This window comes from Streptomyces fractus (genome assembly GCF_049844455.1).
GTDB classification, from domain to species: Bacteria; Actinomycetota; Actinomycetes; order Streptomycetales; family Streptomycetaceae; genus Streptomyces; species Streptomyces fractus.
Genome location: NZ_JBMYHI010000002.1, coordinates 4,222,657 through 4,248,238, shown reverse-complemented (window position 1 = coordinate 4,248,238; position 25,582 = coordinate 4,222,657). Strand labels below are relative to the sequence as shown.

Sequence of the window (25,582 nt, the reverse complement as noted above, 5' to 3'; positions counted from 1 at the left end):
AGGCCTTACTTGTCCGCCGCGAGCGCCCACGCCAGGTCCACTGCGCCGGCGATCCGCACCGCCACGCTCTCCGCGTACACGGCGTCCCCGCGCTCGAACCCGGCCCGGCTGGCGCCCCGCAGGAACGTCACCACGCCGACCGTCCGGCCCCGGCTGCGCAGCGCCGCGCACAACGCGTACACCGTGCCCTCCGGCCACTGCCGGTCCTGGGCCCAGTCCCCGCGCGCCGTGCCACCCTCCGCGGCGGTCCGCACCGACCCCGCCCGCTCCACGCACTGCAACGCGGGATGTCCCGCCGCGTACCGCACGGGCAGGGCGCCCCGCGCCACCAGCAGGCTCGGCCCCGGCGCCCCGGAGGGCGTGGCCGCGGCCCGCACGAGACGCAGCGGCTCCTCGCTCGCCACCAGGTCGATCACCGCATGGTCGGCGAACCCGGCGAGCGCGAAGTCCAGGTGCACGGTCGCCGCCTCGGCCGGGTTCTCGCACTCGGCGGCGGCCCGCGCCGCGCGGTGCAACTGCTGCGACCGGAAGCGGAGCTGCGCGGCCTCCTGCTCGTTCTGCTTGGCCTCGGTCACGTCCTGGAACAACCACCCGACGCCCAGCGGCACCGGCTCCTCCGCGAGCGGCGACGCCAGCCGCACGAAACCGCTGCGCCAGCACCGGCGTTCCGTGCGCCCACCGCTCTCGCCGGGGCGTCGCAACGTCACCCACACCTCCATCGGCGTCGGCGGCGGGCCCTCGGCGAGCACGTGCGCGAGCGCGCTCTCCAGCTCCTCCACGCCCTGCCCGACCAGATCCCCGAGCGGCCGGCCCAGCGCGGCGGTGCGCCCGGTTCCCATGGCGCGCGCGGCATGCCCGTTCACCACGGCGGGCCGCAGGTCCGCGTCGACCAGCACGACGCCCCACGCGGCGTCCTCGAACAGCGCCTCGCTCAGCGCGATGGACCGCTCCAGATCGATCTGCGTGTGCACCTCGCTGAAGGCGCAGTACACACCGGCAGGCTTTCCGTCGGGCCCGCGCACGGCGGCGGACTGCGTCCGCACGAGCACACGGCCGCCCTCCTTGGTGAGCAGCGCGAACTCGTTCACCTGACGTCCCGGGGCATGCATCGAGGCCAGGAGCCGGCCCTGCACCTCCTCCGCGTCGGCGGGCCGCACGGCCCACCCCGCGAATCCGCGCCGCCCCACGGCCTCCTCCGCCGACCAGCCGAGCACCCGCTCGGCCTCCCGGTTCCAATGGGTCACGACCCCATCGGCGTCGAAGGCGCACAACGCGGCGTCCATGCCGTCCAACAACGCGGCCAACAGATCGGCCCCGTCCGGCTCCGGCTCCTCGGGCCCGAGCGCATCAGTGGTCCCACTACGCCGGGAAGCACTCACCTGGCACCCCCTGCAGGCTGTGTCGGCGCGACGAATTCCTCGTACACCTCGTACTGCTCCAGATCATTCAACTCGAACGTGACGCATCCCACACGGAGTTCAGGCAAGTTCGGCGAAACCGAGGAGCACATACAACCAGCATGCATCGCATGACGACATTGCCCGACGGCCGCCCCGTCCCGCCCCCGGCCTCCGACGAACGCGCCACCCTCGAAGGCTGGCTGGACTTCCACCGCGCGACACTGGCCATCAAGTGCGCCGACCTGACGGACACGCAGGCACGCGCGCGTGCGATCCCCTCGTCGTCACTCACCCTCCTCGGCCTGGTCCAGCACCTGGCGGAGGTCGAACGCAACTGGTTCCAGCGGGTCTTCGCGGGCGCCCACGACACCCCACCGGTCCACGAAACAGCGGGCCCGGACGCCTTCACCCTCACCGAGGACCGCACCCTCCCGGACGCCCTCGCCCAATGGCGCACGGAGATCGCCCGCGCCCGCGAACTGACCTCCACCGCCTCCCTGGACACCACCGGCACCCTCTCTCCCGAGGAAGCCGCCTTCACCGGCGATCCCAAGGTCTCCCTCCGCTGGATCCTGACCCACCTGATCGAGGAGTACGCCCGCCACAACGGCCACGCGGACCTCCTCCGCGAGGCGATCGACGGCACGGCGGGGGCGTGACGCCCCGTCCCTTCAAAGCCGCGTAAAACCGGTTGAGTCACGTCATGAACGTTCCTAGGCTGTGGAGCACAGGCTGAAAGGAGGTGGTTCGGAGCATGTACGCACACCGGACGTCTGAGGTGACTGCGGGCTAGCGGCCCGACGTCGCATCTCGAATTCGGCGCCGGACCAGCGCGCGATATGTGCGTGCGGCCGGCCCAATCCCAAGCAGTCACCCGACCCGCGAGCCGCCGGTGCGTCCGGCCGGCTTCCGACCGTCTCGTACGGGAGGAACCATGGCTCGCGGGTCGTCTGCGTTTTCAGGGCTCCGGAGTTCCGGGCCGGGAGCCCTCAGCCCTTGCTCACCGCAAGCAGGATCTCCGGCAGGCGGTCCGCCGTGCGGGGGGCCGCCAGGCGCAGGCCGAGGACGGTCGCCGCCGCTCCGTAGGCCGCTCCGACCGGGAGCAGGATCCACGTCCAGGACGTCGCGTCCGTCGCGTGCAGGGCGATCGTCAGGGCCAGGACCGGGGTGCAGAGCAGGGCCGCCGCGACCATGCCGCCGAAGATGGAGATCCAGGCCAGGCCCGCCTGTCCCGGAGCGACGTTCTTGTAGCCCTCCTGCGGGATCGAGTACGGGAAACGGGCCGACGTCCACGCGCCGGTGGCGAGCATCGCGCCGAGCAGGGCGTAGGAGAGGCCGAGGACCTCGGGCAGGGTGGGCCAGGCGTCCAGCATGGCGGTGGTGATGAGCGTGACGAGCGTGGCGTAGGGCAGCGTGATCAGGAGCAGCGCGTACGCACGCGCGCGTAGTTCGACGTAGGCGTCCTTCGGTGACGCGATCGTCATCGCCACCATCCAGAACGCCGACGTGTCCTGGCCGAACTGGTTGTACATCTGGATGCCGAGCATCCCGGAGGCGAAGCACGCGAAGTAGACGGTGCCGGTGCCCTGGAGGGCGTTGAAGACGGGGACGATCAGGCCGATCGCGAGGGACGTGACCCAGGCGGCCTTGGTCTTCGGGTCGCGCCATACGTAGCGCAGGCTGCGCTCCATGACCGTGCCGGTACGGCCCTCGGGGAGGAGTCGGCGGCGTGTGCCGGTGCGGCGGCGGCCGGGGCCCGCAGATTCGATGGTGGAGCCGTCCGGCGCCGTCATCAGGCGCGTCAGGGCGCGCCGCCAGAGAGCCAGGAGCGCCAGCAGGGCCGCCGCGCAGAGCGCCAGTCGGGCCACCGCCGTCCCGTACGACGCCCTGCTCGCCGCGTCGACCGCCGCGATCGCCGACGCCGGGGGGATCCAGCCCAGGACCTTCGCCACCGGGTCGAGCGCGTCGACCCCGCCCGCCGCACCGAGCCGCTGCACCCCGAAGTTGACCAGCTGCGCGCCGACGGCGATGACGAGCCCGCTCAGGACGGCGAGGTCGCGGCCCTTGCGGCTGGTGAGCAGGCGGATGTTGGCGGCGGCCACGGTCCGGGCGAGGGCGACGCAGGTGAGGACGGTCAGCGGGACGGCCAGGACCGCGACCACCACCCCCGCGGCGCCGTGCGCCACCGCGTACGCGGCGCCGAACGCGAGGCACAGCGTGAAGAGCGGGCCGATGCCGACCAGGGACGCCACGAGGAGGCCGCGGACCAGCGGGTCGGGGCGCAGCGGGAGCATCGCGAGGCGGGTGGGGTCGAGGGTCTCGTCGCCGCTGGGGAAGAACAGCGGCAGGAACGCCCAGCCGAGCGCGAGGAGGGCGGTGAGGGGGACGCCGACCGTCGCGGCGTGCGCGTTGCCGTGGAGGAGGATCAGGCCGAGGAGCTGGAGCGCGGCGACGAGCGTCGCCGCGAGCAGTGAGGCGACGTAGGCGGCGCGGCGGCCGGCGGATTGGCGCAGGCCGTTGCGCAGGAGCGCGAGCTTCAGGCGGACCAGGGTGGTGGTCACGGGTTCCGTCCGGTGTCGTTGGGCTGAGACGGCGTTGCGGACTCGGGGCTCTGCCCCGGACCCCGCTGCTCAAGCGCCGCAGGGGCTTGATTTGTGCCGCCCAGCCAGTCCAGCGTTCCTTCCCCGCCCCGGTCGTTCGCACCCACCAGGTTCAGGAACGCCTCCTGGAGGGAGGTCGCCTCGCCGCGGACCTCCGCCAGCGGTCCCTGCGCCCGGATGCGGCCCGCCGCCATCACCGCGACCCAGTCGCAGAGCGACTCGACCAGTTCCATGACGTGGGAGGAGAAGACGACCGTCGCGCCGGAGCGTGTGTAGCGCTCCAGGACGCCGCGGATCGTCTGGGCGGACACCGGGTCGACGCCCTCGAACGGCTCGTCCAGGAACAGGACTTCGGGGTTGTGGAGGAGCGCCGCGGCGAGGCCGATCTTCTTGCGCATGCCGGTCGAGTAGTCGACGACGAGTTTGTGCCGGGCCCCGGCCAGGTCCAGTACGTCGAGGAGCTGGTCCGCGCGTTCGTCGACCTCGGCGCCCGGCAGCCCGCGCAAGCGGCCGGTGTACGCGAGGAGTTCGCGGCCGGAGAGGCGCTCGAAGAGGCGCAGGCCCTCCGGGAGGACGCCGATGCGCGCCTTGACCTCGGCGGGGTCGGCCCAGACATCGCGGCCGGCGACGTGCACGGTGCCCTGGTCGGGGCGGAGCAGGCCGGTGACCATGGAGAGCGTGGTCGTCTTGCCCGCCCCGTTCGGCCCGACGAGGCCGATGAACCGGCCGGCGGGCAGGGTGAGTTCGATGCCGGCGACGGCGGTCTGCTGGCCGAACGACTTCCATAGGTCGTGAACGCGTACGGCTGCGGTTTCCTCGGCCGAGGTCAACTGTGCCCGCCCTTCGTCGTCTTCGTCCGTCGGGGCACGATACGTCGGCCGGGGGCGGGCCACAGGGAGGCGCTACCCGCGCCGCCCCTCGCGCCCGCACGCGTACGCCAGCGGGGAGATGAGCTCCTCCGCGTCCGGGAGCCAGCGGTTCGCCGCGGTCGGGCGGCAGGCCCACTGGGCGGCGCCCCGGCTGCCGAAGCGGGTCGGGGGAGCGGCGACGTACCCGCCCTCGCCGAGTGCCAGCAGATCGAGGGAGGCGGGCGGCCAGCCCAGCTTCCGTACGAGGTCGGGGATCTTGACGGTCGCGCCGGGGAGGACGAAGAACTGCATGCGGCGGTCCGGCGTGCAGGTCACCGGGCCGAGGGTGAGCTCCATCCGCTCCATGCGGGCGAGGGCGAGGAAACCGGCGGTCTCCGGTACGTCGATCGCGTCGAAGGTGCGGCCCGTGGGAAGGAGGATCGACGCGTTCGGCTGCTTCGACCACAGGCGGCGGGCCACGGTCGCGCTGCCGGTCGACTGCGTCGCCCAGTCGGGGCGCGCGGGGTGCGCGCCGGGGGCGGGGCACTGGGCGGAGCCGCACGAGCAGCGCTGGACGCCGTCGCCCACCTCCAGCCAGGTGCCCGGGAACACGTCCCAGTGCCGCTCTTCCGCGTAGCGGACGGCGGTGTCCAGGAGCGAGTCGCCGCGCTGCTGCGGGATCTGTCCGGCGGCGGTGACGGGTGAGCTGACGTCCGAGGTGCCTGCGATGGTCTCTTCCACGTCGTTCTCAACTCTCGCCGCCACGGAGGGTTACGGGCGCACGTACGGGCGGGACGGGGGCATCGTTCCCGCACGTGGGGCGCATGGGTGCATGGGTGGGGGCGCGCGGGCGAGGAGGCAGCGGGTCATGGGTAGTGCGGGGAGATAACAAGAACGGCGACAAGTACCGGCGACGCGAACGACAACGCGAACGACGGCGCTGCGGAGTGGCGTCACAGGCGGGTAGTTGCCACCCGTTTGTGGTGCATCTTCCGTTTCCACTCAGGGCAGTGATGATCCAACGACCGGCTGTTGACCGGCAGTCGGACACCCGGACGGGCACAGCAGGGGGTACGTCATGGCCGCACGGCCTCTCGTAGCGCGACAGCCCAATGAACGGCTGCAGGCGCTCATCCAGGAAGCGGGCTGTTCGAACGCGGGGCTCGCACGCCGGGTCAACATGTGCGGTGCGGAGCACGGGCTCGATCTGCGCTACGACAAGACGTCCGTGGCGCGCTGGCTGCGCGGGCAGCAGCCGCGCGGCCGGGCTCCGGGGATCATCGCGGAGGCCCTCGGCCGCAAGCTCGGGCGCACGGTGACCATCGACGAGATCGGGATGGCCAACGGGAAGAACCTCGCCTCCGGCGTCGGGCTCCAGTTCTCGCCCACCGTGCTCGGCGCCATTGAGCAGGTGTGCGAGCTGTGGCGAAGTGACGTGGGGCGCAGGGACTTTCTCTCCGGTTCGTCCGTCGCGTCGTCGGCGCTCGTCGAGCCGAGCCGCGACTGGCTGATCTCCGTGCCGGACTCGCAGGTCGCTCGGGCCGCCGGGCCCAGGGTCGGGCCCTCGGACGTGGCGGCGGTGCGGGCGATGACGCAGGCGCTGACCGATCTGGACCACCAGTACGGGAGCGGGCACGTGCGCCCCGTGGTCGTGCACTACCTGAACAGTGTGGTGAGCGGGCTGCTCGCGGGCTCGTACCGGGAGGCCGTGGGGCGTGAACTGTTCTCCGCCGTCGCGCGGTTGACGGAGCTCGCCGGGTACATGGCGATCGACACCGGCCAGCCGGGGCTCGCGCAGAGGTACTACATCCAGGCGCTGCGGCTCGCGCAGGCGGCCGGTGACCGCGGCTACGGCGGGTACGTACTGGCCGCGTCCATGAGTCACCTGGCGGCGCAGCTCGGCAATCCGCGCGAGATCTCCCAGCTCGCCCGCGCGGCTCAGGAGGGGGCGCGCGGGCGTGTGACGCCGCGCGCTGAGGCGATGTTCCACGCCGCCGAAGCGCGCGGCCACGCACTCCTCGGGGACGCGAGGTCGGCGCAGTCCTCCTCCTCGCGCGCGGTCGCCGCAATGGAACAGGCCGAGGGGCGGACCGACTCCGGGGACGACCCGGTGTGGATCGCCCACTTCGACCAGGCCTATCTGGCGGACGAACTGGCGCACTGCCATCGCGACTTGGGCCAGTCCCGGGACGCGGCGCGGTGCGCCCAGGAGTCGTTGGACGGGCACCCGGAGTCGCGGGCGCGCCGACGCGCCATCGGACTCGTCCTGCTCGCCAGTGCGCAGGTGCAGCAGCGCGAGGTGGAACAGGCCTGTCACACGGGACTTCGGGCCGTCGAACTGCTCGGCACGGTGCGTTCGAACCGGGGCGCGGAGTATCTGGACGACTTCAGGGAGCGCCTCGATCCGTTCCGGGAGGAGCCCGTGGTGCGGGAGTTCGGGGCGCGTATGGAGCTTCAGGCGGCGTGAGCGGCGCATTCGCGTGGACATCGGCGGCGTACTCGTGTGACGTGAGGTGTGTCATAACGGGCAAGCCAGCGGCCGGTTTTGTTAGTCGCGTCACTGGGGAGGCTTCCGGGGTTTGAGGTGCGTAGCACGGGCGTACGAAGACCCGGTAGCGTGAGCCGACGATTCCGACCCCCTACGTAGGAGTCTTACGGTGACGGAGCAGAGCGGGCAGAGCGGGCAGGGCGAACGCCCGCACCTTCCGCAGGCGCGGCAGGCGCACGAAGGTGTCGTGCTGCCTGCCGACGGCGGTGAGCCCCTGTTGCCGGGCACGTACGGCGACCAGGCGGGTCCGGCGGGCGCGAGCCCGTGGGGGCAGCCCTGGGGGCCCGAATCCCAGCAGGCGCACAACGCCGGGCCGATGCCGACCTACGACGGGTCCGTGCCCACGTACGAGTGGGGCCAGCCGCAGGGCGCCGCGCCGATGCCGCCGCAGGACCCCGGTGCGCTGCCGCCCCAGTCCTACGAGTCCTACGGTGCCGCCCTGCCGCAGCAGCAGCCCGCGCAGGCGCTGCCGCAGCAGTACGCGCAGGCCGGCCCGCTGCCGCCCGCGGCGCCCCCGGCTCCCTCGGGACCCGCCCCCGGTGCCTACGACGGGGACGCCACGCAGTACATACCCCCGGCTCAGCAGCAGGCCGCCCAGCACGCGGCCGGCCCCGGCCTGCCGCCACAGGCCCCCGCCCCGGACGCCACGCAGTTCCTGGGGCGCGCGCAGCCGATGCCCGACGCGGCGCCGCCCGGATACGGGGGCTCCGCCGACAGCGAGGCCACGCAGTACATACCGCCGGTGCCGGGCCAGCCGATGCCGGGCCAGGCGATGCCCGCTCAGGAGCAGGGCTACGGCGTACGTCCCGGAGCGCCCGGTGAGCGGCAGCCGCCGGCCGAGTTCGACGCCCTGTTCCGTACGGAGCCGGAGGGCGGCGCCGCCGCGACGCAGCAGATGCCGCGCTTCGACCCGCACGCGGCGCAGGCAGCGCCCGGCGGGCCGGGAGCGCCGGGCATGACGCCGCCTCCGCAGCAGTACGGGTACGAGCCCCAGCCTCCGCGCGGCGGCAAGACCCGCACCGGTTCCAAGGTGCCGCTGATCGCCGCGATCGGCGTGGGCATTCTCGTCGTGGGCGTCGGCGCGGGCGCCATGCTCAGCGGCGGGGACGACGACAAGAAGACGGACGCGACGAAGAACGTGTCGAACTCGGCGCCCGCGTCCGAGTCGGCCTCACCGTCCGCCGACCCGGCCAAGGCCCAGGCCGTCGAGCTCGACAAGCTGCTCGGCGACTCCAACAACAGCCGCTCCGCCGTGGTGCGTTCGGTCGCGAACATCGGCAGTTGCAAGGCGCTGCCCCAGGCGTCGAAGGACCTGCGCAGCGCGGCGAACCAGCGCAACGACCTGGTGACCCGCCTGGGCTCGCTCCAGGTGGACAAGCTGCCCGACAACGCCCGCCTCACCGCCGCGCTCACCAGCGCCTGGAAGGCGTCCGCGGCGGCGGACAGCCACTACGCGAAGTGGGGCGACCAGGTCGCCGGCAAGAAGCACGCGCTGTGCAAGAAGGGCCACGCCAAGCCGACGTCCGAGCGCAGGGCGGGCGACAGGTCGAGCGGTACGGCGTCCACGCAGAAGCAGCAGGCGGCGAAGCTGTGGAACCAGATCGCGAGCAAGTACGGGCTGACCCAGCGCTCGGCCGTCCAGCTCTGACGGCTCACGGAGCGGCCGCGATCAGGAAAGCCCGGCGAGCGTGCCTGTCACGTCCACCGCGGACTTCCTGGTCGCCGTGAGCCGCCCCGAGACGACCTTCTGGAAGCTCACCCGCGCGTTGACCAGGCGCGGGAAGTCGCCGACCGGGGACATGTGGTCGTAGCCCCAGCGCAGCGGCGGGGTGAGCCCGCCCGTCGTCACCTTCAGGTCGTCGTCGAGGGCGGTGCGCACGGCGCGCGCGGTGACCGCGCCGTCGCCGACCGACTCGATGACCTGGCGCAGCACCTCGTACGCGATCCAGGTGGTCTGCACGCCCGCGTCCGCCGGGTCGATCCGGTTGTCGCCGAAGGCCTGCTCGTTGATCGCCCGCTTCATGGGGGCCCAGCGCTTGTCGCTCGACGCCGGGTACCAACTCGTGACGTACGCCCCCTCGTATGGGCTCTCCGGGCCGCCGGTGCGGTCGACGACGGTCTGGTCGACGCTGCCGAGGACGGTGGCGGTGCGCACCGAGGGGTAGTCCTCGCGCAGCCGCCGGAACGAGTCGAAGAACGTGTTCGTGCGCTCCCCGAGCACCGCCGCGACGCAGCCCTCGCCCTGCGGCGCCCGGCTCGCGGTGTCGAGGGCGCGGCGGGCCTGGTCGGCGTAGTCGGTGGCGTCGTCGGCGGCGAGCACGTCGTCGGCGGCGGGGCGGTGGCGCAGCGCGAGGCCCGCGTTGAGCAGGGGCGCGAGCTGGTCGCCCGCGATGGAGTCGGGGCGGATCAGGACGGTGCGGGCGCAGGGCCCGGACAGCTGGCGCCCGTTGCCGGCGAGGAGGGCGGCCTGTCCGCCGTTGACCGGGTACGACAGCGGGCTGGTGAACTCCGCCTCGGTGGCGCCGTAGCCGCCGATGTAGGGGATGCCCGCGGACTCCAGCGGGGGCAGGAAGGCGTCCGAGTGCTGGCTGTACGAGCCGACGACCGCCACGGCCTTGTGCTCGACGGCGGAGCGGGCGCACCTGGCGGCGTCCACGCTGTCGTTGTGGTCGTTGCAGGTGAGGACCTTCAGGGTGCGGCCGCCGATGCCGCCGTGGGCGTTGACCCAGCGCGCGTAGGCCCGCGCCATGGCGGGCATTCCGGGCATGTTCGTCGCCCCGGTCTTCTCAGGGGCCCACGTCATCACGGTCACCGGCTGATCCGCCGCGCCGTTGGCGGCGCCCGGGATGAGCCCGCACCCGGCGAGCAGTGCGGAGCCGAGGAGCACGGCCGCGGTGCGTATGTGGCTTCGGGGGGTGGTGCGCTTACGGGTGCTGGGGCGCCTGCCGGTCATGTCCCCGCACGATTCCGCCACACCGACAACGGTCGAGTGACCCGGGGTCAATGCGTGGTGACGATGAGGTGAATTGCGGGGGTCGTGCGGGGCCCGAGGGGCTGGGACGTACGATCGATGACCGTGCAAACCTCGGACAAGTCTTCCCGTCGCGGCCGTCGCTCAACGAAGATGGGCGGCATGCCACTCAACGACATGCCGTGGTGGCGCTGGCGCAGCAACGTGCGTTCCGCGCTGCACATGCTCTCCGACCCGTCGTTCCAGCGGGACGTCTGGCAGGCCGGCGTGGACGGATACGGAGACGTGACCGACGCCGTGTACCGCCTCGTCGAGGACACCTGGCTGGACAACTGGTCCGCCGAGAAATACGTCGGGACGATCTTCCGGGACTCGCAGGAGGCGGCGCTCGTCGACTCCGCCGTGCTCCGGGTGCTGCGGATCATGCACCAGGTGGGGCCCGACGCCCCGGTCGCCGCGTATCTGAACCACGAGGGCTGGCCGGACGCGGTCCGCGCGGCCCGCGACGCCCATGTGAGGCTCGCCACGAGCGACGGCGAGGACCCGGAGACGGTCCCGCAGACCCTCGAGGTGCTGCGGATCATGACGAGGGCGGCGTAACGCCGGGCAGCCCAGTGGGAGGGGCCGAGGGTATGGGACCCTTGGCCCATGAACGCGCAGTCCGCCCCCGGCCCCGAGCAGTACGTCCTCACCCTCTCCTGCCCCGACAAACAGGGCATCGTGCACGCCGTGTCGAGCTATCTCTTCATGACCGGCTGCAACATCGAGGACAGCCAGCAGTTCGGTGACCACGACACGGGTCTGTTCTTCATGCGCGTCCACTTCAGCGCGGACGCCCCCGTGTCGGTGGAGAAGCTGCGCGCCAGCTTCGCCGCGATCGGCGACTCGTTCCAGATGGACTGGCAGATCCACCGGGCCTCGGACCGGATGAAGGTCGTCCTGATGGTCAGCAAGTTCGGCCACTGCCTCAACGACCTGCTCTTCCGGGCGCGGATCGGCGCGCTGCCGGTCGACATCGCCGCGGTCGTCTCCAACCACACGGACTTCGCCGAGCTGGTCGCCTCGTACGACATCCCCTTCCACCACATTCCGGTGACGAAGGAGACCAAGGCGCAGGCCGAGCAGCAGGTGCTGGATCTGGTGCGGGCCGAGGGCGTCGAGCTGGTCGTGCTCGCGCGGTACATGCAGGTGCTCTCGGACGACCTGTGCAAGGCGCTCAGCGGGCGGATCATCAACATCCACCACTCGTTCCTGCCGAGCTTCAAGGGCGCGAAGCCGTACCACCAGGCGCATGCGCGCGGCGTGAAGCTGATCGGTGCGACCGCTCATTACGTGACCGCCGACCTCGACGAGGGGCCGATCATCGAGCAGGAGGTCGAGCGGGTCGGGCACGATGTCACGCCCGACCAGTTGGTGGCGATCGGGCGGGACGTCGAGTGCCAGGCGCTGGCGCGGGCCGTCAAATGGCACGCCGAGCGCAGGATCCTCCTGAACGGCCGCCGCACGGTCGTCTTCGCCTGATCGAGCCCCTGCGGCGATTGAGCAGCGGGGTACGGGGCAGAGCCCCGATCTTTTGAGCCCCCGCCGGGGTTGACGCCTCGGGGCTCTGCCCCGGACCCCGCGCCTCAATCGCCGGCGGGGCTTGATGAAGCCGAACCGGCGCTGGGCCGGGAAGGGCTACAGGCGGCTCAGGCCCGCTGTCGCGGAGAGGACGTCCTGGATGGCCTCGCGGTCGCCGACCTGACCCGCCGCGGCTTCCTCCGGCAGGACATGGCCCGCGGCGAGCCGGCAGAACTCGACGCCGTCCAGGGCGACATGGGCCACCTCCCGCTCGTCGGAACCCACCGCCGCGGGGGAGTCGAGGGCGATCAGCCACTCGCCGCCACCCGCCCCCTCGACCTCAAGACGCAGGCTGCGGCCGGGCCGCCCCGCGCCGACGAGCTCCCGGGCGGGAGCCGCGAGACCGTGCCGACGGCGCGTGGCCAGGGAACCGGGAAGCAGCCGCGCGGCGAGGTCGATCATCCGGTTGAGGTGCCGCGGGGCCGGGGCCTCGTACGGGTAGTCGATCGCGTCCGCGATGTCCCCGGCGTGGATCCAGCACTCGAAGGCCCGGTCGATCATGGCGTCGCGCAGCGCGAGCTCGAAATTGCCGTACGAGACCGGGAGTTGACCGGAGCCACCGGCGCGGCCCTCGTCCGAACCCGCGAAGGACACCGTGCGGATGACGGAGTGCGACTGCTCGCGCCACGGCGCCCGTACCGCGCGCGTGGGCGGGAAGTAGGACGCCTTCCAGTACGCCTTGGTGCGCGCGGTGGGGTCGAGGTCCCCGGCGCCCGGGCGCAGTGGCGATACCGCGGAGGAGTCCTCCAGGCCGAGGGCGCGGGCGACCAGGCCGTCGACACTGGTGAGGTGGGCGATCACCCCGGCGACCGTGGTCTTCTTGCCGACCTGCTCCGCCCCCTCGTACCAGCGCAGCCGCACCGGCGCGTGCCATTCGCCGTCGCCGATGTCCTGCAACAGCGCGTCGAGCCGGGCGGTCTCCGCGTCGTACGGGGAGGCCCAGCCGGGGACGGGGATGCGGGCGGGGCGCCGGGTGAGGCAGCCCTCCAGGACGCGGGAGCGCAGCATCGGGTCGAGGTCGAGGCTCTCCTCGGCGTGCAGCAGGCCGACGGCGTCGCGCAGCCGCAGCGCTTCCTCGGCGCACGCGCCGCAGCCGCCCAGGTGGACCTCGACGGCGGCCGCTTCCTCGGGGGAGCAGGCGGCCAGCGCCCAGGCGCCGAGCAGCGACTTGAGGACGCGGTGCTCCAGGACGGGCGGCTCGGCGGCGGGCGCGTCGGGCAGCGGGCGGCCGGTGTCCTCGACGGAGGAGCGGGGCGTCGGTATCCAGGGGCGGTCGGTCGGTCCTTGGCCCGCGGCGTCGCCCGCCGGCCGGCCGCCGCCGAACTCCTCGCCGCCTCCGCGCTGTTCGCGGCCTCCGGTGCCCTCGGGGTCCTCGCCGTAGGGGTCGAAGCGGTCCGGTCCGTTCGCCGCGCTCACGCCGGCCTCCCGTAGCCGCGGCCGGGAGGTGTGCCCGTGTTGTGGGCCGTCGACAGGAGCTGGAGGCCGAGGCGGAGCCTGCGGCGGGCCTCGTCCTCGGTGACGCCGAGGTCGGCCGCGGTCTGGCGGTAGTCACGGCGCTGGAAGTACGCGAGGTTGAGCGCTTCGCGCAGCGGGGCGGGCATGGACGTCACGATGTAGTCGGCGCGGGCCGCTGCGGAGGCGTGACGCACCTTGCGCTCCAGGTCCTCGGTGGTGCCGAGCCCGGTGCGCACGAGGGCGGCGGACTCGGTCTGACGCAGGCGCTGCACCGCGTGCCGGTGGGTGAGGGTGGCGATGAAGGAGCGCAGCGGGCCCTGCTTGGGGTCGTAGGACTCCGGATTCTCCCAGATCTGTGCGAACACGTCACGGGTGATCTGGTCGGCGGCCGTCTCGTCGTCGAGCACGCGGTGTGCCAGGCCGTGCACGAGCGAGGCGAACCGGTCGTAGAGCTCGCCGAGCGCCGCCGCCTCCCCGTGGGCCAGGCGCTGCTGCATCCTGCGGTCCCAGCGGGACGGGGTGTCCTTGGGCATGGGGCCCCCTCACCGACTGCCCGAACTACTTGCCTTGTACTCGAATGTAACGGTCGGCGCCGACAGCGCACGCGCCTTTGCCGCATTGTGCGCCCCGGGAGGGCGGCAGGTGGTAAAGACCATTCGCCCCGTGGGACCCGGTGAGCGATTCGGTTCACATGTGACCGGCCAGGGCTTAACCAGGCCATATGTGATAGGTCTGCGGGAGTGTTTCATCCCGGTGCGGCAGGGCAGCCGCGCAGAAGAAACGTAGGGACAGATTCCGCATCGTCGATATTCCCGAACGAGAGGCGTGGCGCGTGGCGCTCAAGGTGACCGAGTCAGGGCAGGGCGACTGGGCCGTCGTGTGCGCTTCCGGCGAGATGGACCTGGTGACGTCCCCCGCGCTGCGCCAGCAGGTGCACGAGGCGGTGGCCGACGGACGTCGCAGCGTGGTCCTCGACCTCTCCGACGTGCTGTTCTGCGATTCGAGCGGCGTCGGCGTGCTGATCGCGACGCGCCGCCTGATGCGCTCCTGCCAGGGCCGGCTGCGCCTGATCCTCCCGGCCCAGGGAGCGGTCGACGGCTCCCACGTGAACCGCGTGCTCGGCGCCCTCGGCGTCCGCCGCCTCTTCGACGTCTACCCGGACGTCGCCTCGGCGGTGGACGAGGACGCGGCACCGATGTCGGCGTAACGGCTTGTACCGGATTTTCACCGGCCTTGACACAATCGCCGCAGTTCGGGGCGTGCGCGCACGGGACCGTCGTACGCTCCGATGCGTACCACCCAACGACCCGAGAGGCGGCCCATGAGCATGGACGAGCGGAGGATCGCGGCCCGGTTCGCCGGCTTCGACCAGGACGGCAACGGATACATCGACCGCGAGGACTTCTACGTCGCCGCGAAGGCGCTGCTCGCCGAGTTCGGTGTCGCGGCGCGCTCCGGGCAGGGGCAGTCGCTGTTCGCGGGGGCCGAGGCGTTCTGGCAGGGCATGGCCGGGATCGCGGATGTCGACGGGGACCAGCGGGTGACCCGTGAGGAGTTCGTGACCGGGGCCGTGAAGCGGTTGCGGGACAACCCGGACCGGTTCGCCGAGATCGCCAGGCCGTTCCTGCGGGGCGCGATCGCGGTGGCGGGGGCGGACGAGGCCGGGGTCGATGTGGATACCGCGGTGCGGGTGCTGGGTGTGCTCGGGGTCGAGCCGGATGTGGCGCGGGAGGCGGCGGCCGCGCTCGACGCGGATGGCTCCGGCCGGGTCTCGGAGGATGCGGCCGTTCGCGCGTTCGCCCGGTACTTCACCGTCCCGGAATAGAGCCGTCGGCGGTTTACCGGCACCGGGGCTCAAAAGATCGGGGCTCTGCCCCGTACCCCGCTGCTCAATCGCCGCAGGGGCTTGAACTGCCGAACCGTTCCCGGAGTTTGTACTTCAGGACCTTGCGGAGGGTCTCGTTGCGTGGCAGTGCGTCCACCAACTCCAGTTGTTCCGGCAGTTTGAACGTGGACAGGCCCTGGTCGCGCAGGTACGCGGTGAGGGTCGGCATGGTCAACGGGGGCTCGCCCGCGCGGAGTTCGAGTACCGCGCACACCCGTTCCCCGCGTTCCGCGTCCGGGAGGCCGATCACCGCCGCGTCCTGGACGGCGGGGTGTTCGTGCAGCAGGTCCTCGATCTCCTTCGCGGAGATGTTCTCGCCCTTGCGGATGATGACGTCCTTGGCGCGGCCGGTGAGGACCAGGTGGCCCTCGGGCAGGACGTGTCCCAGGTCGCCCGTGATCAGGAAGCCGTCCTCGTCGAAGGCGTCCGCGCTCTGGCGCGGGTCCAGGTAGCCCTGGCAGACGGCCTCGCCGCGCAGCCGTACGTCGCCGTCGACGCCGGGCGGCACCTGCTTGCCGTCGGCGTCGACGACGCGGATCTCCATGCCCTCGGGCGGGCGGCCCTCCGTCGTCGCCAGGTTCTCCGCCGTGTCGTCCGGCGCCCCCATCGTGATCATCGGCACCTCGGTCATGCCGTATCCGTGGGTGAGCTGGACGTCCATCTCACGGACCACCGAGTGGTAGACCTCCGGCGGCTTCGGCGCCCCACCGCCCGCGAGCAGACGCAGCGTCGGGATCAACTTCCGTGACGGGTCCTTGCGTTGTTCCGTCAGGAACATCGAGTAGAAGGCCGTCGAGCCGCCCGCCACGGTCACACCGTGCCGCCGGTACTCGTCCAGCGAGTCCGGCATCGCGAAGTGCTCGAACATCGCCGCCGGGAAGCCGTACAGGAGAAGCATCACCGTGTAGTCGGGGCCCGCTATGTGCGCGAACGGGAAGGCCATCGAGCCGACATCCGAGGCGGACAGGTGCAGGGCGTGGGCGAGGCAGGAGCCGCCCGCGATGAGCGAACGGTCCGTGTGCAGCACGCCCTTGGGGTCGGACGTCGTGCCGGACGTCCAGTAGATCCAGCGGACGTCCGTCCCGGAGGCGGGCGGCGGTGGCAGTACGGACGGGTCGCCCTCCGGCAGGTCCTCGTACGCCTCGAAGACGCCCTTCGCGCCGAGGCGGCGCGCCATGTCGGTGTGGTCGAAGCCGCGCCACACGCCCGGTGTCGCGAAGAAGTCGGCCTTCGACTCCCGCAGCGCGAAGCCGACTTCGCGGTCCCGGTAGAACGGGATGATCGGCGTCTGGACCGCGCCGACACGGGCCAGCGCGAAGGAGAGCAGGGCCGTCTCGATGCGGGTGGGCAGCTGCCAGGCGACCACCGTCCCCGGGCGTACGCCCATGTCGTACAGGCCCGCCGCCACTCGCTCGCCGCGGGAGCGCAACTCGCCGAAGGTCAGCGTGCGTTCGCCCTGAAGGAACACCGGGCGGTCGGGGGTGAGTGCGGCGCGGCGTTCGACCAGCTCCCAGAGTGTGCGGGAGGCGCCCAGGGTGTGTGCGGTGTCGGTCATCTCCATACCCCTTCACGGCCACTGCCGCTAGCTGACGGGTTGTCAGATCTGACTGAGAGCGTAAGTCCGCGCTCCTTGTCGGTCCAGAGGTGCGGGGCTAGCCTGCTATCTGACGGGTCATCAGATACGGCGAGGGGCTGAACACTCATGACGGAACTGCCGCGCATCGTCAGCGTCGACGACCATGTGATCGAACCGCCCCATCTCTTCGAGACCTGGCTGCCGGCCAAGTACCGGGACAAGGGGCCGAAGGCGCTGACCGAGGGAATCGGCGAACTCGCCTACGTAGCGGGCAAGTACCAGATCACGATGGATCCGGCGGGGCCGCCCACGGACTGGTGGATCTACGAGGACCTCAAGTTCCCGTACAAGCGCAACATCGCTGCCGTGGGCTTCGACCGCGACGACATGACGCTGGAAGGGATCACGCGGGCCGAGATGCGTCGCGGCTGCTGGGATCCGAAGGCGCGTCTCGCGGACATGGACCTGAACCACGTCGAGGCCAGCCTCTGCTTCCCGACCTTCCCGCGCTTTTGCGGGCAGACCTTCGCGGAGGCGCACGACAAGGAGGTCGCGCTCGCCTGCGTGCGCGCCTACAACGACTGGATGGTCGAGGAGTGGTGCGGGGACAGCGGCGGCCGGCTCATCCCGCTGTGCATCATCCCGCTGTGGGACGTCGAGCTCGCCGTCGCGGAGATCCGGCGCAATGCGGCGCGGGGCGTCAAGGCCGTGACGTTCTCCGAGATCCCCACCCACCTGGGGCTGCCGTCCATCCACTCCGGGTATTGGGACCCGTTCTTCGCCGTGTGCGAGGAGACCGGGACCGTCGTCAACATGCACATCGGCTCCAGCTCCCAGATGCCGGCCGCGTCGCCGGACGCGCCGCCCGCGGTGCAGGCCTCGCTCAGCTTCAACAACGCGATGGCGTCGATGATGGACTTCCTGTTCAGCGGGGTGCTCGTGAAGTTCCCGCGGCTCAAGCTCGCCTACAGCGAGGGGCAGATGGGCTGGGTGCCGTACGCCCTGGAGCGCGCCGACGACGTGTGGGAGGAGCACCGCGCGTGGGGCGGCGTCAGGGACCTGATCCCCGAGCCGCCGTCCACGTACTACTACCGGCAGATCTTCTGCTGCTTCTTCCGTGACAAGCACGGGGTGGCGTCCATCGACACCGTCGGCCGGGACAACGCGACGTTCGAGACGGACTACCCGCACGTCGACTCGACCTTCCCGAACACCAAGGAGGTCGCCCTCGACCACGTGAAGGGCCTCGACGACGAGACGATCTACAAGCTGATGCGCGGCAACGCCATCCGCATGCTCGATCTGCCCCTCGACAAGGACCGCAAGTAGGGCGTCCGCCATGGACCTCACGTACACGGAAGAAGAAGAGGGGTTCCGGGCGCGGCTCCGGGAGTGGCTGGGCGGCGTGCTGCCCACGCTGCCGCCGAAGCCGTCGCCCGGCGACTGGCCGGGCAGACGCGCGTACGACACGGGCTGGCAGCGGCGCCTGTACGACGCCGGATACGGGGACGTGCACTGGGACGCCTCGCCCACGAAGCGGCTGCTCTTCCTGGAGGAGACGGAAAGAGCGGGCGCACCCTACGTAGGCGCGAACTTCGTCGGCGTGCTGCATGCCGGGCCGACCATCGCGGCCGAAGGGAGCCCCGAGCAGCGAGACCGGTGGCTCGCGCCGATCCTGCGCGGGGACGAGGTGTGGTGCCAGGGGTTCAGCGAACCGGACGCGGGCTCCGACCTGGCGGCTCTGCGGACGAAGGCCAGGCGCGAGGGCGACGAGTACGTGATCAGCGGCTCGAAGATCTGGACCTCGCACGCCGAGGTCGCCGACTGGTGCGAACTGCTCGTACGCACAGACCCCATCAGTGCCGCCGCCCCCAAGCACCGCGGCATCACCTGGCTCGCCATGCCGATGGACGCGCCCGGCATCACCGTGCGGCCGCTGCGCACGCTCGCCGGGTCGACCGAGTTCGCCGAGATGTTCCTCGACGACGTGCGGGTACCGGTCGGCAACCGCGTCGGCGCCGAGAACGACGGCTGGCGCGTGACCATGGTGACCCTGTCCTTCGAGCGCGGCACCGCGTTCGTCGGCGAGGTCGTCGCCTGCCGCCGGGTCCTCGGCGAGCTCGCCGCCCACGCGAAGAAGACCGGCCGCTGGGACGACGCGGTCCTGCGTCGCGAACTCGCCCTGCTGTCCGCCGAGTTCAGCGCCCTGTGGCGGCTCACCCAGTGGAACGTCAGCGAGGCGCAGGCGACCGGCGGAGTGCCGGGCGTGGGCGGCTCGGTCTTCAAGCTGCGCTACTCGCACGCCCGGCAGCGGCTCTACGACGCCGCGGCCAAGGTCCTCGGCGGCGCGGGCGCCCTCGACACCGACCAGGAGTGGACGCTCGACCGGCTGTCCTCGCTGTCGTACACGATCGCCGCCGGCACCTCGCAGATCCAGCGGAACATCGTCGCCGAACGGATCCTCGGGCTGCCGAAGTCTTCGAAGGGGGCACGGTAGGCGTGCATTTCCAACTGACCGAGGAACAGCGGGCGTTGCGCGACGGCACGCGGGACCTTCTTGCCGGGCGGTTCGGGCGGGACGCGCTGCGGGCCGCCGTCGACGCGCCGGACCTCGACCGCGGGCTGTGGCGCGAGCTCGGTGCGGCCGGGCTGTTCTCGCTCTGTCTGCCGGAGTCGGAGGGCGGGGTCGGGCTCGGGCTGCCCGACGCCGTCGTGGTGTTCGAGGAGGCGGGGCGGGCGCTGGTGCCGGGCCCGCTCGTGGCCACCTTCCTCGCGGCGGGCGAGGTGCCGGGCGCCGCGGCGGGCGAGACGGTGGTGACCGCGCCGTACGGCTCTCTGCTGCCGTGGCGGGACGCCGCGGACGTGGTGCTCGGCGACGTGTCCACAGCCCGCCCGATCGCCTCGGCGGACCCGCTCACCCCCCTGCACGCCCTCCCCGAGCCCGCCCCCGTCCCCCTCGAAGCGACCCTCCTGTACGCCGCCGAGCAGCTCGGCTCGGCCGGCCGGACGCTCGACATGGCGGTCCAACACGCCCGGGAACGCGAGCAGTTCGGATCACCGATCGGGTCGTTCCAGGCGGTGAAACACCTGTGCGCAGAGATGCTCGTACGGGTCGAGATCGCCCGCGCCGCCGTGTACGCGGCGGCCGTCACCGCCGACCCGGTCGAGGTCGCGGCGGCCGAGCTGCTCGCCGACGAGGCCGCCGTCCAGGGCGCCCGCGACTGCCTCCAGGTGCACGGCGGCATGGGCTTCACCTGGGAGGCAGACGTGCATCTGCACCTGAAGCGGGCCTGGGTGCGGGCCGAGTTGGGCGGCAGCGCGAGGGGCGCGGAAGAGGTCCTCGCGGCTGCGCTCTGACCTCCGTACGAAGACGGCCGCGCGTCCGGAAAGCGAACGCGCGGCTGTCTGAGCGGAGAGCCTGAGCAAGGATGCACGGACAGTGACCGTGCGTGGTTATCGGGTTGTGTCCTGCGCCTGGCTCGTCACGGCGCGGAGTCGGTGTCCCGCTCCGGTACCTTGTGGCAGATGCGAGTGGTGTTGAACCCGAGCGACGGCGCCGGTGTTGCCTCCGAGGCGGCTCCGGGGCCCCCGATGCGCGCCGCTCGCAGCGCAGCACGGGGCTTCGCGCCCGTCTGTTCGACCCCCGGCGGGACGCGTCGCACAGTATGCCGTACGGGTACTCCTTCGCGCTGGAATATGCCCGAAGCGCTTGTTGGGGTGACTGTACGTCAACCATGCTGTGTCTCACGGGGTTCACGTTCCGTGATCCCTCTCACTGGTCAGCACGGTAAGCGGCGCGAGGCAGTACTCCAGCGGTCCCGCCGGATTCGGATGGTGTGAGCGGTGCAGGTGCTTCAGGTTCAACTGGAGGTCGGGGCCGACCCCGCGGAGGTGGGGCGGGCCCGCAGGTGGGCGCGCTCGCGTCTCGCCGGTGCGGGCATAGAGGCCGATGAGTCCTTGGCGGAGACGCTGATTCTGATCGTCTCCGAGCTGGTCACCAACGCCGTGGTGCACACGGGCCATCCGGCCGTGCTGCGCATGGCGCTGCCCAATGGCGACCCGTCGGCAAGTCTCGGCACCGTCCGCGTGGAGGTCGCCGACACCTGCGAGCTGCCGCCGACGCCGCGGCACGCGGACGGCGAGGAGACGAACGGGCGGGGGCTCGAACTCGTCGACGGGCTTGCGGACCGCTGGGGCTGGCGCCCCGAGGGGGCGGGCAAGGCGATCTGGTGCGAGATCGACCAGTGCGCCGCGGTGACGACAGGCGCGTTCCCGGGTGTGACGTTCGAAGCGGTGTGACCGCACAGGAAGCGGCGCGGGCCCCGAAGGGTCCGCGCCGCTTCCTGCGTCCGTCCCGCGGGGAACCGTCCCGCGGGGAACGTCAGAACACCGCCACCGGAGCCACCGGCGTCCCCGTCCCGCCCTTGAAGGGTTCCGGCATCGCCGACAGCAGGAACGAATAACGTCCCGCTTCTCCACAGGCTGTGGACAAAGTTTCGAGATTCCAGTTCTGGCCCTGCAGCATCCCCATCTCGACCAGGTCGAGCGCGTGCACCGGCAGCCACAGGTTCTCGATCTCTGGCGGGAAGATCTCGAAGGTCAGGGTGTCGTTCGCGACCGCCGCCACGTCCCGCGCGTGGAACCACTCGGGCGTACGCACCGAAAGCCCCGGTGACGGATAGCCGTAGCCGTGCTTGTCGCCGGCCAGGTACACCTGGATCTGTCCCGTCCGTACGAGCACGATGTCGCCGGAGCGGACCGTGACCCGGCCGAACTCGGCGGCCTCGTCGAGGTCTTCGGGGGTGACGGCGTGGTCCCCGGGCAGCCGGTCGAGGCCCTTCGCCGCCGCCACGTCGAGCAGCACGCCGCGCGAGACGATGTACGGCGCCTTGTCGATGCCGCTGAACTCGGCGCCGTGGTGCGCCGTGATGGTGTCGGCGGGGCGGCCGTTGTAGAGCTTGCCGGAGTGTGAGACGTGGGTGAGGGCGTCCCAGTGGGTGGCCGCCTGGAGGCCCATCGTCACGGCGTCGTCGCTGGTGGCGACGGTTTCCGGGCCGAAGATCTCCTGGTTGATCTGCACCATCGTGTGGAACGGGTTGATGCGGCCGGGGATCAGCCCCGACTGCACACCGTCCTCCTTGAGGGGCAGCGCGAGGGGGACGCGGCGGCCCGTGCGGACCTCGGCGGCGGCCTCGCGCACGACGTCGTCGGTGACGAGATTCAGGGTGCCGATCTCGTCGGCCTCCCCCCAACGCCCCCAGTTGTTCACGCGTTTGGCGATGTCGTGGAACTCGGCGGGCAGGGGCATCGGGTCCTCCCGGGTCTTGTGTTCCCGTATCTGACGGGTCGTAGAATCCGACCGGAGTTGAAATCTAACGGGTCGTCAGAAACCGCGGGAAGGGGCCGGGCATGGGGAACTTCTTGGCAGGCAAGGTCGTCGCCGTCACGGGAGCGGGGCGAGGCATCGGACGGGCGGTCGCGCTCGCGTGCGCCGCAGAGGGCGCCAAGGTCGTCGTCAACGACTACGGGGTGTCCATAGAAGGCGGCGAGCCCACGTCGGAAGTGGCGCAGGGCGTCGTCAAGGAGATCGAGGCGGCGGGCGGCACGGCGGTCGCCGTGGCCGACGACGTGTCGAGCATGGCCGGTGGCCAGCGCATCGTGGACACGGCCGTGAACCAGTACGGGCGGATCGACGGGGTGGTGTGCGTCGCCGGGATCCTGCGCGAGCGGATGCTGTTCAACATGTCCGAGGAGGAGTGGGACCCGGTCGTCCAGACGCACCTCAAGGGCACCTTCACCGTGTTCCGCGCCGCGTCCGCCGTCATGCGCAAGCAGAAGTCGGGCACGCTCATCGGCTTCACCAGCGGCAACCACCAGGGGTCCGTCGCGCAGGCCAATTACAGCTCCGCCAAGGGCGGCATCATCTCGCTGGTGCGCAGCGCGGCCCTCGGGCTCAACAAGTACGGGGTGACCGCGAACGCCGTCGCGCCCGTGGCCCGTACCCGCATGTCGGCGAACGTGCCGATGGAGCTGAAGGAGATCGGGGAGCCGGAGGACGTCGCCGCCTTCGTCGTCTATCTGCTCAGCGAGCGGGCCCGCGAGGAGAAGATCACCGGGCAGGTCTACACGGTGGCCGGGCCGAAGATCGCCGTGTGGGCGCAGCCGCGCGAGCTGCGCGCCGGGTACGCGGACGGCGGGCCCTGGACGCCGGAGAAGATCGCGGACTTTCTGCCGGGGACGGTCGGCACCGACCCCATGCCGATGCTGGAGCAGCTTCAGGAGATGGCGCGGGCGGCGGCCGCCAAGGAACGACCCAACCAGTAACGGGGGTGGCCGGGCGTGGAGTTCGGGTTCGACAAGGCGGACGAGACCTTCCGCGGCGAGGTCCGGGAGTGGCTCGAGAAACATCTGGACGAACGGTTCACGGCCGCCGTGGGGCGCGGCGGCCCGGGCAGTGAGCACGAGGGCGGCAGCGAACGGCGCGCCTGGGAGAGGGAGCTGGGTACCGGCGGCTGGATCGGCATCGGCTGGCCCACCGATCCCGCGGCCGGCTTCGGCAACCGCGTCGCCACGCTGACCCAGCAGGTCGTCTGGGCGGAGGAGTACGCGCGCGTGCGGGCGCCGGGCCGCTATGGCCACATCGGCGAGAACCTCCTCGCCCCCACCCTGCTCGCGTACGGCACCGAGGAGCAGCAGCGCCGCTTCCTGCCCGGCATCGCGCGCGGCGAGGACCTGTGGTGCCAGGGCTACAGCGAACCGGGAGCGGGCTCGGACCTGGCGTCGCTGCGCACGTCCGCTTCGCGGGACCGGGACGGCCGGTGGCGGGTGACCGGCCAGAAGGTGTGGACGTCGCTCGCGCACGAGGCCGACTGGTGCTTCGTGCTGGCCCGCACCGACCCGGAAGCGCGCCGCCACAAGGGCATCTCCTTCCTCCTGGTCCCCATGGACCAGCCGGACCACATCGACGTTAGGCCGATCCGGCAGCTCACCGGGACGAGCGAGTTCAACGAGGTGTTCTTCGACGGCGCCGTCGCCGAGGAGGTCGTCGGCGGCGAGGGCGAGGGGTGGAAGGTCGCCATGGGGCTGCTCGCCTTCGAGCGCGGCGTGTCGACCCTGGCCCAACAGGTCGGCTTCGACGAGGAGTTGCGGACGGTCGTACGGACGGCCGTCGCGAGCGGCGCGATCGCCGACCCGCTCGTGCGCGCCGGGCTCGTACGGCTGTGGGCCGAGCTGCGCACGATGCGGTGGAACGCGCTGCGCACCCTCGGCGGCGCGCCCGACGCCGGTGCGCCGAGCGTCGCCAAGCTGCTGTGGGGCGGCTGGCACCAGCGGCTCGGCGAGCTGGCCCTGCGGGTCCGGGGCGCGGAGGCGTCCGTGGGCCCAACGGACTGGACACCCGAGAACGCGTACGAACTCGATGAACAGCAGCGACTTTTCCTCTTCAGCCGGGCCGACACGATCTACGGCGGCTCGGACGAGATCCAGCGCACCATCATCGCCGAGCGGGTGCTCGGCCTGCCCAGGGAGGCCACGTGAGGGGTGTTGTGTTCGACGGCCAACAGGCCGTCGTCGTAGACGACTTGGAGATACGGGACCCGGGGCCTGGGGAGGTGCTCGTCGGCGTCGCCGCGGCGGGTCTGTGCCACAGCGACCTGTCGGTGATCGACGGGACGATCCCGTTCCCGCGCCCGGTGGTCCTCGGGCACGAGGGTGCGGGCGTCGTCGAGGCGGTGGGTGCCGGTGTGACGCATGTGGCGCCCGGCGATCACGTGTCGCTGTCCACGCTCGCCAACTGCGGGGCCTGCGCGGAGTGCGACCGGGGCCGGCCGACGATGTGCCGCAAGGCGATCGGGATGCCGCAGAAACCGTTCGAGCGGCGCGGCAAGCCGCTGTTCCAGTTCGCGTCGAACTCGGCGTTCGCCGAGCGGACCCTGGTGAAGGCCGTGCAGGCGGTGAAGATCCCGAAGGAGATCCCGCTGACCTCGGCGGCGCTGATCGGCTGCGGGGTCCTGACGGGTGTCGGGGCCGTCCTGAACCGGGCGCGGGTCGACCGCGGCGACTCGGTCGTCGTCATCGGCACGGGCGGGGTGGGCCTCAACGTCCTCCAGGGCGCCCGTATCGCAGGCGCCCTGCGGATCGTCGCGGTCGACTCCAACCCGGCGAAGGAGGAGGTGGCGCGGCAGTTCGGTGCGACCGACTTCCTGACCGACGCCGCCGCCGTGCGGGAGGTGCTGCCGGACGGCGCCGACCACGTCTTCGAGTGCGTGGGCCGCGTCGAGCTGATCCGGGCCGCGATCGACCTGCTCGACCGGCACGGGCAGGCCGTGATCCTCGGAATGCCGGCGGCGAAGGCGGAGGCGAGCTTCGTGCCCGCCGAGCTGTTCCTCGACAAGTCGGTGCTCGGCTGCCGCTACGGCTCCTCGCGCCCCCAGCGCGACATCAAGCTGTACGCGGACCTGTACGCGCAGGGCCGGCTGCTGCTCGACGAGCTGGTCACGAAGACGTACCCGGTGGAGGACTTCGGCAAGGCGGTCGAGGACGCGGAGGCGGGGAGGGTGGCGCGCGGGGTCCTGACCTTCTGAGTCACGGACGGCGGTGAGGGGTGCGGCGACGGGGCCGCACCCTTTCGTCGCACCTCTTCCTTTCTGACGACCCGTCAGCTTCAATGGATTTCATGAT

General features: G+C 71.7%; 23 protein-coding genes. 14 read left to right on the top strand and 9 right to left on the bottom strand.

The genetic code is table 11. The annotated features are described in order from the left end of the window. Positions 1–5: 5 nt before the first annotated feature. Positions 6–1,379 carry a PAS domain-containing protein gene (locus ACP4E5_RS21100; protein ID WP_425830960.1) on the bottom strand — a complete coding sequence of 458 codons (1,374 nt, stop codon included), beginning with the start codon at positions 1,377–1,379 and terminating at the stop codon, positions 6–8. 149 nt (positions 1,380–1,528) lie between these two features. Here ACP4E5_RS21100 and ACP4E5_RS21095 point away from each other — a divergent pair, with 149 nt between their 5' ends. Then, positions 1,529–2,059 carry a DinB family protein gene (locus tag ACP4E5_RS21095; protein ID WP_425830959.1) on the top strand — a complete coding sequence of 177 codons (531 nt, stop codon included), beginning with the start codon at positions 1,529–1,531 and terminating at the stop codon, positions 2,057–2,059. 330 nt (positions 2,060–2,389) lie between these two features. On the opposite strand, the gene ACP4E5_RS21090 is transcribed toward ACP4E5_RS21095, so the two are convergent. The 3 genes from ACP4E5_RS21090 to ACP4E5_RS21080 all read right to left on the bottom strand — a co-directional run bounded on the left by ACP4E5_RS21090 (position 2,390) and on the right by ACP4E5_RS21080 (position 5,589). Continuing rightward, complete coding sequence (locus ACP4E5_RS21090) at positions 2,390–3,961, bottom strand: transporter (protein ID WP_425830958.1); 1,572 nt, start codon at positions 3,959–3,961, stop codon at positions 2,390–2,392. Next, positions 3,958–4,830, bottom strand: coding sequence for an ABC transporter ATP-binding protein (locus ACP4E5_RS21085; RefSeq protein WP_425830957.1), 873 nt, complete (start codon positions 4,828–4,830; stop codon positions 3,958–3,960). Before ACP4E5_RS21085 ends, ACP4E5_RS21090 begins: the two co-directional genes overlap by 4 nt. A 72-nt stretch (positions 4,831–4,902) precedes the next feature. Further along, positions 4,903–5,589, bottom strand: a complete 687-nt coding sequence (locus tag ACP4E5_RS21080) for a bifunctional DNA primase/polymerase (protein WP_425830956.1) — start codon at positions 5,587–5,589, stop codon at positions 4,903–4,905. A gap of 337 nt (positions 5,590–5,926) precedes the next feature. Between ACP4E5_RS21080 and ACP4E5_RS21075 the strand changes: the two genes are divergently transcribed. Together ACP4E5_RS21075 and ACP4E5_RS21070 are read left to right on the top strand one after the other, a co-directional pair. Beyond that, positions 5,927–7,315, top strand: a complete 1,389-nt coding sequence (locus ACP4E5_RS21075) for an NsdA family TPR-like regulatory protein (RefSeq protein WP_425830955.1) — start codon at positions 5,927–5,929, stop codon at positions 7,313–7,315. Between the two features lie 190 nt (positions 7,316–7,505). Continuing rightward, positions 7,506–9,044, top strand: a complete 1,539-nt coding sequence (locus ACP4E5_RS21070; protein ID WP_425830953.1) for a hypothetical protein — start codon at positions 7,506–7,508, stop codon at positions 9,042–9,044. Positions 9,045–9,065: 21 nt separating this feature from the next. On the opposite strand, the gene ACP4E5_RS21065 is transcribed toward ACP4E5_RS21070, so the two are convergent. Next, positions 9,066–10,349 carry an ABC transporter substrate-binding protein gene (locus tag ACP4E5_RS21065; RefSeq protein WP_425830951.1) on the bottom strand — a complete coding sequence of 428 codons (1,284 nt, stop codon included), beginning with the start codon at positions 10,347–10,349 and terminating at the stop codon, positions 9,066–9,068. Positions 10,350–10,466: 117 nt separating this feature from the next. Between ACP4E5_RS21065 and ACP4E5_RS21060 the strand changes: the two genes are divergently transcribed. Further along, positions 10,467–10,967 carry an SCO4402 family protein gene (locus tag ACP4E5_RS21060; RefSeq protein ID WP_425830949.1) on the top strand — a complete coding sequence of 167 codons (501 nt, stop codon included), beginning with the start codon at positions 10,467–10,469 and terminating at the stop codon, positions 10,965–10,967. 48 nt (positions 10,968–11,015) lie between these two features. Next, the gene (gene purU, locus ACP4E5_RS21055) at positions 11,016–11,888 is read left to right on the top strand and encodes a formyltetrahydrofolate deformylase (RefSeq protein ID WP_425830947.1); all 873 of its coding nucleotides are present in this window, start codon (positions 11,016–11,018) and stop codon (positions 11,886–11,888) included. 156 nt (positions 11,889–12,044) lie between these two features. Here purU and ACP4E5_RS21050 read toward each other — a convergent pair whose 3' ends face one another. Beyond that, the gene (locus ACP4E5_RS21050) at positions 12,045–13,403 is read right to left on the bottom strand and encodes a zf-HC2 domain-containing protein (protein ID WP_425830945.1); all 1,359 of its coding nucleotides are present in this window, start codon (positions 13,401–13,403) and stop codon (positions 12,045–12,047) included. Further along, the gene (locus tag ACP4E5_RS21045) at positions 13,400–13,975 is read right to left on the bottom strand and encodes a sigma-70 family RNA polymerase sigma factor (protein ID WP_425830943.1); all 576 of its coding nucleotides are present in this window, start codon (positions 13,973–13,975) and stop codon (positions 13,400–13,402) included. The genes ACP4E5_RS21050 and ACP4E5_RS21045 overlap by 4 nt, the downstream gene beginning before the upstream one ends. A gap of 299 nt (positions 13,976–14,274) precedes the next feature. Here ACP4E5_RS21045 and ACP4E5_RS21040 point away from each other — a divergent pair, with 299 nt between their 5' ends. Both ACP4E5_RS21040 and ACP4E5_RS21035 read left to right on the top strand, forming a co-directional pair. After that, positions 14,275–14,649, top strand: coding sequence for an STAS domain-containing protein (locus tag ACP4E5_RS21040; protein ID WP_425830941.1), 375 nt, complete (start codon positions 14,275–14,277; stop codon positions 14,647–14,649). A 120-nt stretch (positions 14,650–14,769) separates the two neighbouring features. Further along, a complete protein-coding gene (locus tag ACP4E5_RS21035) occupies positions 14,770–15,267 on the top strand; it encodes an EF-hand domain-containing protein (RefSeq protein WP_425841521.1) in 498 nt (165 codons plus the stop codon). Between the two features lie 64 nt (positions 15,268–15,331). Here ACP4E5_RS21035 and ACP4E5_RS21030 read toward each other — a convergent pair whose 3' ends face one another. Further along, positions 15,332–16,882, bottom strand: a complete 1,551-nt coding sequence (locus ACP4E5_RS21030; protein ID WP_425830939.1) for a class I adenylate-forming enzyme family protein — start codon at positions 16,880–16,882, stop codon at positions 15,332–15,334. A 147-nt stretch (positions 16,883–17,029) separates the two neighbouring features. On the opposite strand from ACP4E5_RS21030, the gene ACP4E5_RS21025 reads away from it, so the two are divergent. The 4 genes from ACP4E5_RS21025 to ACP4E5_RS21010 all read left to right on the top strand — a co-directional run bounded on the left by ACP4E5_RS21025 (position 17,030) and on the right by ACP4E5_RS21010 (position 21,202). Then, entirely contained in the window at positions 17,030–18,232 is a 1,203-nt protein-coding gene (locus tag ACP4E5_RS21025) for an amidohydrolase family protein (RefSeq protein ID WP_425830937.1), read from the top strand. Positions 18,233–18,242: 10 nt separating this feature from the next. Then, complete coding sequence (locus ACP4E5_RS21020; protein WP_425830936.1) at positions 18,243–19,400, top strand: acyl-CoA dehydrogenase family protein; 1,158 nt, start codon at positions 18,243–18,245, stop codon at positions 19,398–19,400. A gap of 2 nt (positions 19,401–19,402) precedes the next feature. Next, the gene (locus ACP4E5_RS21015; protein ID WP_425830934.1) at positions 19,403–20,260 is read left to right on the top strand and encodes an acyl-CoA dehydrogenase family protein; all 858 of its coding nucleotides are present in this window, start codon (positions 19,403–19,405) and stop codon (positions 20,258–20,260) included. 486 nt (positions 20,261–20,746) lie between these two features. Next, a complete protein-coding gene (locus tag ACP4E5_RS21010) occupies positions 20,747–21,202 on the top strand; it encodes an ATP-binding protein (RefSeq protein ID WP_425830932.1) in 456 nt (151 codons plus the stop codon). 82 nt (positions 21,203–21,284) lie between these two features. Here ACP4E5_RS21010 and ACP4E5_RS21005 read toward each other — a convergent pair whose 3' ends face one another. Next, positions 21,285–22,211 (bottom strand): cyclase family protein, encoded by a 927-nt coding sequence (locus tag ACP4E5_RS21005; RefSeq protein WP_425830930.1) that lies wholly within the window; start codon positions 22,209–22,211, stop codon positions 21,285–21,287. Positions 22,212–22,312: 101 nt separating this feature from the next. Here ACP4E5_RS21005 and ACP4E5_RS21000 point away from each other — a divergent pair, with 101 nt between their 5' ends. Genes ACP4E5_RS21000 through ACP4E5_RS20990 form a run of 3 tightly spaced genes read left to right on the top strand, consistent with a single transcriptional unit; the run spans position 22,313 to position 25,485 of the window. Continuing rightward, entirely contained in the window at positions 22,313–23,227 is a 915-nt protein-coding gene (locus ACP4E5_RS21000; protein ID WP_425830928.1) for an SDR family NAD(P)-dependent oxidoreductase, read from the top strand. Between the two features lie 15 nt (positions 23,228–23,242). Continuing rightward, positions 23,243–24,439, top strand: a complete 1,197-nt coding sequence (locus ACP4E5_RS20995; RefSeq protein WP_425830926.1) for an acyl-CoA dehydrogenase family protein — start codon at positions 23,243–23,245, stop codon at positions 24,437–24,439. Further along, positions 24,436–25,485 carry a Zn-dependent alcohol dehydrogenase gene (locus ACP4E5_RS20990; protein WP_425830924.1) on the top strand — a complete coding sequence of 350 codons (1,050 nt, stop codon included), beginning with the start codon at positions 24,436–24,438 and terminating at the stop codon, positions 25,483–25,485. Before ACP4E5_RS20995 ends, ACP4E5_RS20990 begins: the two co-directional genes overlap by 4 nt. The last annotated feature ends 97 nt before the right edge of the window (positions 25,486–25,582 follow it).

What these genes read in the sequence shown, in the direction of transcription:
- ACP4E5_RS21095 (WP_425830959.1), top strand. Translation starts at nt 1,529, where the DNA reads ATGACGACATTGCCCGACGGCCGCCCCGTCCCGCCCCCGGCCTCCGAC.
- ACP4E5_RS21075 (WP_425830955.1), top strand. Translation starts at nt 5,927, where the DNA reads ATGGCCGCACGGCCTCTCGTAGCGCGACAGCCCAATGAACGGCTGCAG.
- ACP4E5_RS21065 (WP_425830951.1), bottom strand. Translation starts at nt 10,349, where the DNA reads ATGACCGGCAGGCGCCCCAGCACCCGTAAGCGCACCACCCCCCGAAGC.
- ACP4E5_RS21060 (WP_425830949.1), top strand. Translation starts at nt 10,467, where the DNA reads ATGACCGTGCAAACCTCGGACAAGTCTTCCCGTCGCGGCCGTCGCTCA.
- purU (WP_425830947.1), top strand. Translation starts at nt 11,016, where the DNA reads ATGAACGCGCAGTCCGCCCCCGGCCCCGAGCAGTACGTCCTCACCCTC.
- ACP4E5_RS21045 (WP_425830943.1), bottom strand. Translation starts at nt 13,975, where the DNA reads ATGCCCAAGGACACCCCGTCCCGCTGGGACCGCAGGATGCAGCAGCGC.
- ACP4E5_RS21035 (WP_425841521.1), top strand. Translation starts at nt 14,770, where the DNA reads ATGGACGAGCGGAGGATCGCGGCCCGGTTCGCCGGCTTCGACCAGGAC.
- ACP4E5_RS21030 (WP_425830939.1), bottom strand. Translation starts at nt 16,882, where the DNA reads ATGACCGACACCGCACACACCCTGGGCGCCTCCCGCACACTCTGGGAG.
- ACP4E5_RS21025 (WP_425830937.1), top strand. Translation starts at nt 17,030, where the DNA reads ATGACGGAACTGCCGCGCATCGTCAGCGTCGACGACCATGTGATCGAA.
- ACP4E5_RS21020 (WP_425830936.1), top strand. Translation starts at nt 18,243, where the DNA reads ATGGACCTCACGTACACGGAAGAAGAAGAGGGGTTCCGGGCGCGGCTC.
- ACP4E5_RS21005 (WP_425830930.1), bottom strand. Translation starts at nt 22,211, where the DNA reads ATGCCCCTGCCCGCCGAGTTCCACGACATCGCCAAACGCGTGAACAAC.
- ACP4E5_RS21000 (WP_425830928.1), top strand. Translation starts at nt 22,313, where the DNA reads ATGGGGAACTTCTTGGCAGGCAAGGTCGTCGCCGTCACGGGAGCGGGG.